Source organism: Pseudomonas marginalis (assembly GCF_008692035.1).
GTDB classification, from domain to species: Bacteria; Pseudomonadota; Gammaproteobacteria; order Pseudomonadales; family Pseudomonadaceae; genus Aquipseudomonas; species Aquipseudomonas marginalis.
The window spans coordinates 1,704,864-1,717,225 of record NZ_VTFG01000001.1; the positions used below are offsets into that span (position 1 = coordinate 1,704,864).

Here is a 12,362-nt window from a genome sequence, read left to right on the forward strand (position 1 = left end):
CATATTTGCAGCGACGTTCAGGGTTCCTATGCTGGCGCTACCTGTCATGGAGTGCCCTATGCGCCAGCTCGCCCCCTACGCCGTGATCTGCCTGCTGGCGATCGCCTGGGCCGCCACCGGCCAGGCCGCCGAAGCGCCCTTGCAGGTGCAGATCGGCTACCTGGGTTATCGGCCCGATCCGGGGCCGCTGCTGTCGAATGTGATTGCCGAGCCCGCCGATGCCGGGCGGCGTGGCGCTGAACTGGCGATCATCGACAGCAACAGCACCGGCGCCTTTCTCAACCAGCGCTACAGCCTGACCAGCGCCACGGTGGACACTCCGGACGCGCTGCTCGCCGCCGCCCAGGCCCAGCATGCCCAGGGCCTGCGCCTGTTCGTGATCAACGCACCCGCCGCCAGCCTGCGCCAACTCAGCGCGGCGTTGCCCGACAGCCTGCTGTTCAATGCCGGCAGCCCGGATGACCGCCTGCGCAGCAGCGACTGCCTGGGCAACGTGCTGCATACGCTGCCCAGCCGCGCGATGCTCGCCGATGCGCTGGCGCAGTTCCTGGTCGTGCGCAAATGGCAGAAAGCGCTGCTGATCGTCGGCCCCACCGAGGATGACCAGGCCTACGCCGCCGCCCTGCGGCGCGCCGCCAAACGCTTCGGCGTGCAGCTGGTGGCGGAAAAGGCCTGGCGTTTCGATAACGACCAACGCCGCAGCGCCCAGGCGGATATGCCGCTGTTCACCCAGACCGCCGAATACGACGTGGTGCTGGTGGCCGACGAGCGCGGCGACTTCGGCGAGTACGTGCCCTACCAGACCTGGTACCCGCGCCCCGTCGCCGGCACCCAGGGCCTGACGCCCACCGGCTGGCACAAAACCGTCGAGACCTACGGCGCCGCCCAATTGCAGAAACGCTTCGAGGCCCTGGCCGGGCGCTGGATGAACGACCGCGACTTCGCCGCCTGGATGGCCGTGCGCAGCGTCGCCAGTGCAGTGAGCAAGTTGCGCCAGGTCGAGCCCATGGCGATCCGCCAACTGGACATCAGCGAGCAACTGCCCCTGGACGGGTTCAAGGGCCGCAAGCTCAGTTACCGCCCCTGGAACGGCCAACTGCGCCAGCCGATTCCCATCGTGCAGCCCCGCGCGCTGGTCAGCACCTCGCCCCAGGACGGTTTCCTGCACCCCACCAACGAAATGGACAGCCTGGGCTATGACAAACCCGAGGTGACCTGCCGCTTCCCTTGATCACCTACCCACAATAATAAGGAATCCGCCATGCGCCGCACCCTGCTCCCATGCGCCCTGCTACTCGCCGCCGGGCACGCCGTGGCCAGTACCGCCTGGGTCTCCAACGAGAAAGACAACAGCCTGAGCCTGATCGACATGCAGACCCTGCAAGTCACCGACACCCTCAAGGTCGGCCAGCGTCCGCGAGGCTTGCTGCTGTCCCATGACAACAAGCTGCTGTACATCTGCGCCAGCGACTCGGACCGCGTGCAGGTGATGGACGTGGCCACGCGCAGGATCATCAAGGAACTGCCCTCCGGCAAAGACCCCGAGCAATTCGCCCTGCACCCCAATAACCGCTGGCTGTACGTGTCCAACGAAGACGATGCGCTGGTCACCGTGATCGACACCGAGACCTCCAAGGTGCTCGGCCAGATCAACGTCGGCGTCGAGCCCGAAGGCATGGCCGTGAGCCCGGATGGCAAGTGGGCGGTGAACACCAGCGAAACCACCAACATGCTGCACTGGATCGACACCAGCACCCAAACCCTGGCCGACAGCACCCTGGTGGACCAGCGCCCGCGCTTCGTCGAGTTCAACCACGATGGCTCGCAGCTGTGGGCCTCGGCGGAAATCGGCGGCACCGTGACCATCCTCGACGTGGCCAGCCGCGCGATCCTCAAGACCCTGACCTTCAAGATCAAGGGCGTGCACCCGGACAAAGTCCAGCCGGTCGGCATCAAGCTCAGCGCCGACGGCAAGTACGGCTTTGTCGCCCTCGGCCCGGCCAACCATGTGGCCGTGATCGACGCCAAGACCTTCGAGGTCCTCGACTACCTGTTGGTGGGCCGCCGCGTGTGGCAGATGGCATTTACCCCGGACGAGAAACAGTTGCTGGCCACCAACGGCGTGAGCGGTGATGTGTCGGTGATCGATGTGGACAGCCTAAAGGTGATCAAGTCGGTGAAGGTCGGGCGTTATCCGTGGGGCGTGGTGGTCACGCCATGAACGCCCTGGAAGTGCGCGAGCTGAGCTTCGCCTATGGCGCACGGCAGGCCTTGTGCGAGGTGAGTTTCAGCCTGGCACCAGGGCGCTTTGCGGCGCTGCTGGGGCCCAATGGCGCCGGCAAATCCACCTTGATCGCCCTGCTCACGCGGCTGTATGACCTGCAAAGCGGCGACATTCGCGTGGGCGGTCATTCCCTGCGTGAGGCGCCGCGTGCGGCCCTTACACAACTGGGTGTGGTGTTCCAGCAAAGCACCCTGGACCTGGATTTGAGCGTGGAACAGAACCTGCGCTACCACGCCGCGCTGCATGGTTTATCGCGGCGCCAGACCGACCTGCGCGTCGCCGCCGAACTGGCCCGCCAGGCCCTCACCGAACGGCGCCGGGAAAAAGTCCGCGAGCTCAACGGCGGGCACCGCCGCCGCGTGGAAATCGCCCGCGCATTGCTGCATGAGCCGCGCCTGCTGCTGTTGGATGAGGCCAGCGTCGGCCTCGACCCCGCCAGCCGCCTGGCGCTGAACCAGCACGTGCGCGGCCTGTGCCGCGAACAGGGCATCAGCGTGCTGTGGACCACTCACCTGCTCGACGAAGTACAGGCCGACGATGCCTTGATGATCCTGCATCAGGGCCGCCTGGTGGCCAGTGGGCAAGTCGCTGCCTTGATCGCGCAGCAAGGCGGCGATCTGGGCAGCGTGTTCGCGCGCTTGACCCGCCCCACCACGACGGGAGCGGCGGCATGAACGCTTACTGGCAATGCCTGCGCGGCATCGTGCTGCGCGAATGGCTGCGCTTTGTGTTGCAGCGCACGCGGTTTCTCAGTGCGCTGGTGCGCCCCTTGCTGTGGCTGCTGGTGTTCGCCGCCGGGTTCCGCGCCGCGTTGGGCATCTCGGTGATCGAGCCCTACGACACCTATATCCCCTACGAGGTGTACATCGTCCCGGGGCTGGCCTGCATGATCCTGCTGTTCAACGGCATGCAGGGCTCGCTGTCGATGGTCTACGACCGCGAGATGGGCAGCATGCGCGTGCTGCTGACCAGCCCGTTGCCGCGCACGTTTTTGCTGTGCAGCAAGCTGTTGGCCACCGCGCTGATTTCGCTCTTGCAGGTGTATGGATTCCTGGCGATCGCCTGGGTGTACGGCGTGCAACCGCCGGCCATGGGGCTGGTCGTCGCCCTGCCGGCGTTGCTGCTGGTGGCCTTGATGTTGAGTGCCCTGGGCTTGCTGCTGTCGAACGCGATCCGCCAACTGGAGAACTTTGCCGGGGTGATGAACTTCGTGATCTTCCCGCTGTTTTTCCTGTCATCGGCGCTGTACCCGTTGTGGAAGATGCGCGACTCCAGCGAATGGCTGTACTGGCTGTGCGCGGTCAACCCGTTTACCCACGCCGTGGAGTTGGTGCGCTTTGCCCTGTACCAACGCTTCGCCGGCCTGGCCCTGGGGGTGTGCCTGGGCTTGACCGTGCTGTTCGCGGTGTTGGCGGTGCTGACCTTCAATCCCCAGCATGCGGCGTTGCGCAAAAAGGGCTGAAGGCGGCAAAACTACTACTTTGGTACTGGTTTTCCTGTCTATCGTCGCATTCCCAAGGGCTCGGGACTCACGTGTAATGCGCGCATAACGATAAGGATTGCCCTGCCATGCTGCCTGCCCGACTGCCTCTATTGGCGCTGCTGTGCCTGTTCGTCGCCCACGTCCAGGCCGACACCCCGCTGTTTTCCGCCGAGGGCTACCGCATCAGCCTGTACCGCAGCCCCACGCCCGACCACCTGCCAGGCGCCACGATTGTCGACACCGCGGCCCTGCAAACCCTGCTCAACCAAAGCCCGGCGCCGGTGCTGATCGATGTGTACCGCCGCCAATGGCTGCAAGGCCGCTTCATCGAAGACCAGCCCCACGCCAACCTGCCCGGCAGCCATTGGCTGGCCAATACCGGCGACGGCGACCTGACGCCGGAGTGGCAAAGCTATTTCGTGCGCCACTTGTATGCCTACAGCGGCGGCGACCTCAAGCGACCGTTGGTCTTCTATTGCCGCTCCGATTGCTGGCTGAGTTGGAACGCGGTAAAACGTGCCGCCAACCTCGGCTATACCTCTGTGTACTGGTATCGCGACGGCCTGGATGCCTGGGAAGCGGCGAAGCTGCCGGTGACGGTCGCCCAACCCGAGCCATTTCAAACCTCACAATAAGAAAGGTGAACGGCCATGTACAAAATCCTGATTGCCGACGATCACCCACTGTTTCGCGAAGCGATCCATAACGTCATCAGCGACGGCTTCCCCGGCAGCGAAGTGATGGAAACCGCCGACCTCGACAGCGCCCTGGCATTGACCCAGGAACACGACGACCTCGACCTGATCCTGCTCGACCTGAACATGCCCGGCATGCATGGCCTCAATGGCCTGATCAACCTGCGCAACGAGGCGCCGACCATTCCGGTGGTGATCGTCTCGGCCGAGCAGGACAAGCAGATCGTGCTGCAAGCCATCACCTACGGCGCCGTGGGTTTTATCACCAAATCCTCGCCGCGCCTGCAAATGACCGAGGCGATCCAGCAGATTCTCAACGGCAACGTGTACCTGCCGCCGGACATCATCCGCACCCAGAAACCCGGCACCCACCGACGCCTCAACGAAAACCCCGGCTTCGCCCCCGAACTGCTGCAAGCCCTGACACGCAAGCAGTTGCTGGTGCTGGAGCGCATGACCAAGGGCGAGTCGAACAAGCAGATCGCCTACACCCTGGAAATTGCCGAGACCACGGTGAAGGCCCATGTGTCGGCGATCCTGCGCAAGTTGAATGTACATAACCGGGTGCAGGCGATCCTCAGTGCCGGGGATATCGATTTCGGCTCGTACCTGCGCCGCTGACCCATCTGACACAACACAAATAAAATGTGGGAGGGGCTTGCTCCCGATGGCAGTGGAGCAGTCGGCATCTACTTGACTGAACCACCGCTATCGGGGGCAAGCCCCCTCCCACATTGGTTCTCTGTTTGTCAGGGCCGGCCGAGCAGGTGGCTCATGGCAGTCTTGAGCATCAGCGCCGCCAATCTTCCAGACACAACACAAATAAAATGTGGGAGGGGGCTTGCTCCCGATGGCAGTGGAGCAGTCGGCATCTACTTGACTGAACCACCGCTATCGGGGGCAAGCCCCCTCCCACATTGGTTCTCTGTTTGTCAGGGCCGGCCGAGCAGGTGGCTCATGGCAGTCTTGAGCATCAGCGCCGCCAATCTTCCAGACACAACACAAATAAAATGTGGGAGGGGGCTTGCTCCCGATGGCAGTGGAGCAGTCGGCATCTACTTGACTGAACCACCGCTATCGGGGCAAGCCCCCTCCCACATTGGTTCTCTGTTTGTCAGGACCGGCAGAGCAGGTGGCTCATGGCAGTCTTGAGCATCAGCGCCGCCAATCTTCCAGACCCAACACAAATCAAAGGTGGGAGGGGGCTTGCCCCCGATGGCGGTGTATCAGTCAGTTATGATGTCGACTGACCCACCGCTATCGGGAGCAAGCCCCCTCCCACATTTTGATCTCCACTTGTGGGTATTTCGCCGTTCATTTTCCGAGCAGGTGGCTCATGGCGGTCTTGAGTTTCATCGGCCGCACCGGCTTGTGCATCAGCGTGTGCCCCAACTCGCGAATTTGCAGCTTGAGTTCATTGCTGTAGTTGGCGGTGATCATCAGCGCCGGTATCGCGCGGCCGCGGCGTCCATTGATGCGGGCGACGGCGTCGACGCCGTTCTTGTCGTCGTCGAGGTGGTAGTCGGCGATCAGCAAGTCGGCTTCGGCATGGTAGTTGTCCACCTGGCGCGCCAGGTCCTGCTCGGACAACGCGGTGATCACCTGGCAGCCCCAGCCTTCGAGCAAGGTGCGCATGCCCGCGCAGATCGCCGCGTCGTTATCCAGCACCCACACCCGCGCGCCTTGCAGGCGTTCGAGCATCGGTTCGCTCATGGCCAGGATCGGCAGAGACTTGGGCGCCGTGGCGCTCAACGGCACCTCCACCGAGAACATCGAGCCCTTGCCCGGCCAGGATTTGACGCTGATGCGATGCCCCAGGATCCCGGCGATCTTTTCCACGATCGCCAGCCCCAGGCCCAGCCCACGGTCCTGGTCGGGCCGCTGCACATCGCCGCGCTTGAACTCCTGGAAAATCTCCTCCAACCGCTCCTCGGCGATGCCCATGCCGCTGTCCCACACCTGGATCGACAAACGCTGATGCTGGCGGCGACAGCCCAGTACCACCCGCCCCTTGTAGGTGTAGCGAAGCGCATTGCTCAGCAGGTTGCGCAGGATCCGCGCCAGCAACTGAATATCGCTGCGCACCAGCGCCGAACAACCGACAAAATGCAATTCCAGGCCCTCGCTGCGGGCCAATTCGGTGTACTCGGCGGCCAGGTTATCCAGCAGTTCGCTCAGGGCAAACGGCGCGATGTCGGCCTTGATCACCCCGGCATCCAGCTTGGAAATATCCACCAGGGTGCCCAGCAGGTTTTCCACGTCTTCCAGGGAATTGCTCACGTTGCGCACCAGGGTTTCGCTGGGCCGCTCCAGCAGTGCGCTGGTGAACAGGCGCGCCGCGTTCAAAGGTTGCAGCAGGTCATGGCTGACAGCGGCGAGGAATTTGGTTTTCGACAGGTTGGCCTGCTCGGCCTCGAGCTTGGCTTCGCGCAGGCGCGCCTCCATGCGCCGGCGCTCGTCGATCTCCTGCAACAACTGGTCGTTAAGCGCGGTGAGCTCCGAGGTGCGCTGGGCCACGCGCTGCTCCAGGTGCTGATAGGCCTGGTGCAGGGCTTCGGCGGTGCGGCGGCGTTCGGTGATGTCGCGGATCAGCACGAAGATCCCCACCACTTCGCCGCTGGCCAGCATATTCGGCACATAGGAGCGCAGCATGTAGCGCTCCTGGTTATTGATATTGGTCTCGGCGAACTCGAAGGTCACGCTCTCCCCGGCCAGGGCGCGGGCGACGTAGGCGTCCAGGCGCTGGCAATGCTGTTCGCTGTGGACTTCGCGCAGGCTCTGGCCGAGCATCATGCCGCGCGGCCAGCAATACCATTCTTCATAGACTTTGTTGGTGAACTCATAGACCAGGTCGGCATTCAGGTAGCCGATCAGGGCCGGGACGTTATCGGTGATCAGGCGAATCCAGCGTTCGCTTTCCTGGGCCTTTTGCGCCGCCGCCTGTTCGCCGCGCAGGGTTTCGGCGCGCAGCCGGGCATTGATCAGCAAGTGGTTGCTGGCCTTGAGTTCGGCCATCGCCTGGTTCAGCGCGTCGGTGCGTTCGCGCACCTGCTCGGCCAGCACCACCGAATGCTGGAAGGTGGTGTAAGGGTTATTGCCCTGGGCCATGCCGGACTCGATGCGCTCGATCAGCGCCGCGTTGATCCGTGCCAGCTTGTGGTTGTCCTGTTGCAGCTGGGCAACCTGGGCGAGCAGTTCAGCGCCGGCCTCGGGCAATGGCGACCCCGGTGAAGGTCTGGTTGATATGCATGCCATTGAACTGTTCTCCGTAGGTGTTGAAACCCATCACCCGCTGGTCACGCAGGAAGCCGCCGATCTGTTCCAGATTGTCGCTGTCTTCCAACTCCAGGCGGCGCAGGAAGCAGTCGCAGCCGATGGTCAACAGCAGGTCGCCAAGGCGCGTCTGCAGGCCGTCGAACAGGGTTTGCAGGTTTGGCAGGATCGGCCCGGGCTTCATCACGGTAAGGACGATGCCGTTTTCCACCGCACAGTAGAAACTCAGGCTCAGGTCGTCGTGCACTTGCTGGATCGCGCGCACGTAGTACTGGTCGTGGATGCGCACCGCCAACGGGTGCGCGGCGAAGACGCGGTGGTCGAGGTCGGCCACGGCCACGCCGATATGCCGCGCGTACTCTTCGGCGGCGGGTTCGGCGTTAAGCTCGAAGACCCGGCGTGACGGACTGTCGGCGCCGGTCACCACCAGCTTTTCACTGCGCGGCAGGATGTGGTGGGTGGTGAACACCTCGAAATCCAGCCAGGTATTGACCAGCACCACCACCGCCGCGCCGCTGTGGAAGGCGCCGTTGAAGTACACGTGGGTGTGGGTGAGGAAGTTGTCGTCGCCGGCCGAACCGCCGAAATGCGGAATGTCGCCGAGCGCCGCGCTGAGGGCGGCGAGCACCACTTCTTCGCGGCTGGACAGGCCATCGAGCAGGGTCAGGGCGAAGGTGTTGCCCTTGATCGGTGCCAGGGTATTGCTGCGGCAACCGCCGACCAGACGTTCGACCATCTGCTGGGCGTCGATCAGGCTGAAGTGTTCCACCTGGTCGATCAGTTCCGTGGCGATGGAAAAGTGCGCATGGTTGAAGCCCATCGCCGTAATGCAATTGCGCCCATAGCCCTGGGGCGTGATCTCGCCGGCGCTGGTGCAGCCCACCACGCGCACGTTGCCGAAACACTCCTGCAGGGCGCGGCCCAGGGCCTGCAGGTCGTAGGACGCCGAGCAGAAAAACAGCACGAAGCCCAGGTACGGATGCAACAGTTGCCGCGCCAACTCCTCGGCGGCCTGCCCGGCATCGGTGGCCTGGGACATGGCACTGACTACGCCTTCACTGTTGTGCATCGTTGCCTCCCCCTCTGAAGCATGAGTGTACGAAGGGCGGGGGACGGGACCTATGCTACTTGGGTACTGGGTGGGGGGATGCGATGGGATGAATCGCTCAAAAACAAGGGAGATTCAACTGTTGGACGGCATTTCAAATTCACAGCAAAGCGTTCACAAGCATTCCAGCTGCAACCACCACACACAGGCTGGCAAACCCCACCTGCAAGGTGCGGGCGGGGATCACCGAACACAGGCGCCGGCCGATCAGCATGCCGACGATGCTCGCCGCGATAAACACCCAGCCCACGGGTTCGATGCGCACACCGGCATGGAACGCGCCAGCCACGCCGATCAGCGAAATCAGGCTGATCACCATCAGCGACGTGGCGACGATGCCGCGCATCTGCACGTCGGTGAGTTGCTTGAACGCCGGCACGATCAAAAAGCCGCCGCCCACCCCGAGCAACCCCGAGACTGCCCCCGTTACCGCGCCCAGTGCGGCCAGGGTGGCGCTGCATTTGGCGGTCCAGGCCAGGCGCCCGGTCTGCTGGTTGAGCATGCAGTTCTTCTGGCCCCAGGACGCCGCGCCATGGTCACTCGGCCCGGCCTCGAGCTTTTCGCGCTGCAACATGCGCCAGGCCACCAGCACCATCAAGACACTGAACAGGCCCATCAGCGCCGGCTCCGGCAACTGGTGGGCGAGAAACACCCCGACCGGCGAAAACAGCGCGCCGAGCAAGGCGATCAACAGCGCGGCGCGGTAACGCACCAGGCCGTGACGTAACCCGTCAATCGCCCCGACGGCCGCTGCCGCCCCCACCGCAAGCAACGACACCGGCGCGGCCTGGGTCATGGTCAAGCCCAACCCCAGCACCAACGCCGGCACCCCGAGGATGCCGCCGCCCGCGCCGGTCAGGCCCATGACCAGGCCCATCAACACGCCTAAAACGCTCGCCAGCAGCATTCAGTCCACCTTGCTCAGACGGGTCAGCCACTCGCGGCCCTTGAGCATGCCGTTCCAGTAGAACCACGGCAGCAACGTCGCCTTGAGAAACCACATCGAACGGCGTGCCCGGGTCGGGTCGAGGGGAAAGGTCGGCAGCAACTTGCCGCCGTAGCCGAACTCGGCCAGCACCACCTTGCCCTTCTCCACCGTCAGCGGGCACGAACCATAGCCGTCGTACTTGAGCGGCAGCGGCGCCTGTTTGCGCAGGGCCAGCAGGTTTTCGGCGACCACCACGATTTGCTTGCGCACGGCGGCGGCGGTCTTGGCGTTGGGGGTGCCGCACACATCGCCCAGGCCGAAGATCTGCGGGTAGCGCTGGTGTTGCAGGCTGTGGGGGTTCACCTCGCACCAGCCGGCAGCGTCGGCCAGCGGGCTTTGGCGGATAAACTCCGGAGAAACCTGCGGGGGGACAACGTGCAGCAAGTCGAAGGATTTTTCCTCGAGGGTGATAGTGCCCTCGGCGTCCTTCACCTCGAACCAGGCCTTGCGCGCCGGGCCGTCGACCTTGACCAGGTTGGCGTTGAACGCCAGGCGCGCGTTGTACTTCTCCACGTACTTCATCAGCGGTGGCACAAAAGTCGCCACGCCGAACAGTGCCGCGCCGGCCAGGTTGAATTCGACGTCGATGTGCTTGAGGTCACCGTGCCTGAGCCAGTGATCGCAGGACAGGTACATGGCCTTTTGCGGTGCACCCGCACATTTGATCGGCATGGCCGGCTGGGTAAAGATCGCCTTGCCGCGCTTCAACTGCTGCACCAGCTGCCAGGTATACGCCGCGTGCTCATAGCTGTAGTTGGACGTGACGCCGTTGCGGCCCAACGTGTCTTCCAGGCCCTCGACTTTCTCCCAGGCCAGGCGCAGGCCGGGGCAGACGATCAGGTGGTTCCAGGTCACCCGCTGGCCGCTGTCGAGCACCAGGGCGCGCTCATCCGGCAACAACTCGGTAACGGCAGCCTGCACCCAGGTGACGCCATTGGGCAGCACGTCGGCCAGGGGGCGTCGGGTCTTTTCCAGGTCGTAGGCGCCGCCGCCGACCAGGGTCCAGGCCGGCTGGTAGCAGTGCTGGTCGCAGGGTTCGATCAGGGTGATGTTGAGGTCGGGGTCGCGCTTGAGCAGGCTGGCCAGCAGGCCGATGCCTGCCGAACCGCCGCCGATGACGACGATATCGCCACTGATGGTTGGCCCCCAGTGTTGGTCGGTCATGGTCTATTGCCTTTTATCGTCAATGCACACAAGGGTCGCTGCCGTATGGCATCACGCCCAGCTTTTTATCACCGCGCCGCAGTAAAGGCCGGACAGTGTCTTCATCACTTGGATCACTTCGTGGCTGGCCAGCCCGTAGAAGATGTACTTGCCTTCGCGACGGGTGGCGACCAGCCCTTCGTCACGCAGGATGCCCAACTGCTGTGACAGCGTGGGCTGGCGTACGCCGGTCATGGTTTCCAGCTCGCCGACGTTGCGTTCGCCCTGGGTCAGTTGGCACAGGATCAACAGGCGATCCTCATTGGCCAGGGCCTTGAGCAAGGCACAGGCCTTGGATGCCGACGCGCGCAACTGGGCGACTTCGCCTTCACTCAGAGTAGATTCCATTTGCCTCGGGTCCTTTGCGTCACTTAAGCTCAAAACATTATGTGTAAATGTAAAGTGATTGTAATCACTTTTTTCAACATCAGGGGCAGCCGTCATGTCAGCGTTGATTCATTCCTTTCTGGACGAGGCGTCGTCGACCTACACCTATGTCGTCTATGAAGCAGACGGCGGCCCCTGCGCCATCGTCGATTCGGTGCTCAACTACGACCCGGCCTCCGGGCGCACCGACACCGCCCAGGCCGACAAGGTCATCGCCTTTGTGCGTGAGCACGACTTGCAGGTGCAATGGCTGCTGGAAACCCACGCCCACGCCGACCACCTGTCGGCCGCGCCGTACCTGCGCCGCACCCTGGGCGGCAAGATTGCCATCGGCCAGGCGATCAGCAAGGTGCAGGACGTGTTCAAGCACCTGTTCAACCTGGAGCCGGAATTTCGCGTCGATGGCTCGCAGTTCGACCACCTGTTCGCGCCGGATGAAATCTTCCACATCGGCACCATCAAGGCCCAGGCCCTGCACGTGCCCGGGCATACCCCGGCGGACATGGCCTACCTGATCGACGACCGCTTGATCCTGGTGGGCGACACCCTGTTCATGCCAGATGTCGGCACCGCCCGCTGCGACTTCCCCGGCGGCGATGCGCGCCAGCTGTATGCATCGATGCGCAAGCTCTTGGCCTTTGCCCCCGACACCCAGCTGTACGTGTGCCATGACTACCCGCCCGAAGGCCGCGAGGCCAAATGCCTGACCACCGTGGCGGAACAACGCGCGGGCAATATTCATGTGCATGACGGAGTGGATGAAGCGGCGTTCGTGACGATGCGCACCCAGCGCGATGCCGGGCTGGGGATGCCCACGCTGTTGTTGCCGGCGATCCAGGTGAATGTGCGGGCGGGGAATATGCCGCCAGCGGAGGAGAATGGGGTGGTGTACTTGAAGATTCCGTTGAACCAGTTGTAAAGCCGCCCTGCATGGCGTCCAT

12 protein-coding genes are annotated in these 12,362 nt (G+C 63.6%); 7 read left to right on the forward strand and 5 right to left on the reverse strand.

Going from position 1 to position 12,362, the window contains the following annotated elements; translation table 11 throughout:
• Positions 1 to 58: 58 nt before the first annotated feature.
• The 6 genes from FX984_RS07610 to FX984_RS07635 all read left to right on the forward strand — a co-directional run bounded on the left by FX984_RS07610 (position 59) and on the right by FX984_RS07635 (position 5,083).
• Positions 59 to 1,231 (forward strand): ABC transporter substrate-binding protein, encoded by a 1,173-nt coding sequence (locus FX984_RS07610; protein WP_027606200.1) that lies wholly within the window; start codon positions 59 to 61, stop codon positions 1,229 to 1,231.
• A gap of 30 nt (positions 1,232 to 1,261) precedes the next feature.
• On the forward strand, positions 1,262 to 2,221 hold the full coding sequence (locus FX984_RS07615) for a YVTN family beta-propeller repeat protein (protein ID WP_027606199.1): 960 nt from the start codon (positions 1,262 to 1,264) through the stop codon (positions 2,219 to 2,221).
• Positions 2,218 to 2,958 carry an ABC transporter ATP-binding protein gene (locus FX984_RS07620; RefSeq protein WP_146477059.1) on the forward strand — a complete coding sequence of 247 codons (741 nt, stop codon included), beginning with the start codon at positions 2,218 to 2,220 and terminating at the stop codon, positions 2,956 to 2,958. Before FX984_RS07615 ends, FX984_RS07620 begins: the two co-directional genes overlap by 4 nt.
• Positions 2,955 to 3,746 carry an ABC transporter permease gene (locus FX984_RS07625; RefSeq protein WP_146477057.1) on the forward strand — a complete coding sequence of 264 codons (792 nt, stop codon included), beginning with the start codon at positions 2,955 to 2,957 and terminating at the stop codon, positions 3,744 to 3,746. Before FX984_RS07620 ends, FX984_RS07625 begins: the two co-directional genes overlap by 4 nt.
• Positions 3,747 to 3,853: 107 nt before the next feature.
• Positions 3,854 to 4,402, forward strand: coding sequence for a PQQ-dependent catabolism-associated CXXCW motif protein (locus tag FX984_RS07630; RefSeq protein WP_027606196.1), 549 nt, complete (start codon positions 3,854 to 3,856; stop codon positions 4,400 to 4,402).
• A 15-nt stretch (positions 4,403 to 4,417) separates the two neighbouring features.
• The gene (locus FX984_RS07635) at positions 4,418 to 5,083 is read left to right on the forward strand and encodes a response regulator transcription factor (protein ID WP_032889994.1); all 666 of its coding nucleotides are present in this window, start codon (positions 4,418 to 4,420) and stop codon (positions 5,081 to 5,083) included.
• A gap of 693 nt (positions 5,084 to 5,776) precedes the next feature.
• Here FX984_RS07635 and FX984_RS07640 read toward each other — a convergent pair.
• The 5 genes from FX984_RS07640 to FX984_RS07660 form a co-directional block, all read right to left on the reverse strand.
• A complete protein-coding gene (locus FX984_RS07640) occupies positions 5,777 to 7,717 on the reverse strand; it encodes a PAS domain-containing hybrid sensor histidine kinase/response regulator (RefSeq protein WP_146477055.1) in 1,941 nt (646 codons plus the stop codon).
• Positions 7,659 to 8,804, reverse strand: a complete 1,146-nt coding sequence (nosP, locus tag FX984_RS07645) for a nitric oxide-sensing protein NosP (protein WP_098479114.1) — start codon at positions 8,802 to 8,804, stop codon at positions 7,659 to 7,661. The genes FX984_RS07640 and nosP overlap by 59 nt, the downstream gene beginning before the upstream one ends.
• A gap of 139 nt (positions 8,805 to 8,943) precedes the next feature.
• Positions 8,944 to 9,750, reverse strand: a complete 807-nt coding sequence (locus tag FX984_RS07650) for a sulfite exporter TauE/SafE family protein (protein WP_146477053.1) — start codon at positions 9,748 to 9,750, stop codon at positions 8,944 to 8,946.
• Positions 9,751 to 10,995 (reverse strand): NAD(P)/FAD-dependent oxidoreductase, encoded by a 1,245-nt coding sequence (locus FX984_RS07655; protein WP_146477051.1) that lies wholly within the window; start codon positions 10,993 to 10,995, stop codon positions 9,751 to 9,753.
• 51 nt (positions 10,996 to 11,046) lie between these two features.
• Positions 11,047 to 11,382: an ArsR/SmtB family transcription factor gene (locus FX984_RS07660; RefSeq protein ID WP_017527038.1), complete on the reverse strand. Its 336-nt coding sequence runs from the start codon at positions 11,380 to 11,382 to the stop codon at positions 11,047 to 11,049.
• A 94-nt stretch (positions 11,383 to 11,476) separates the two neighbouring features.
• Here FX984_RS07660 and FX984_RS07665 point away from each other — a divergent pair, with 94 nt between their 5' ends.
• Positions 11,477 to 12,340 carry an MBL fold metallo-hydrolase gene (locus FX984_RS07665; RefSeq protein WP_146477049.1) on the forward strand — a complete coding sequence of 288 codons (864 nt, stop codon included), beginning with the start codon at positions 11,477 to 11,479 and terminating at the stop codon, positions 12,338 to 12,340.
• Positions 12,341 to 12,362 lie beyond the last annotated feature (22 nt).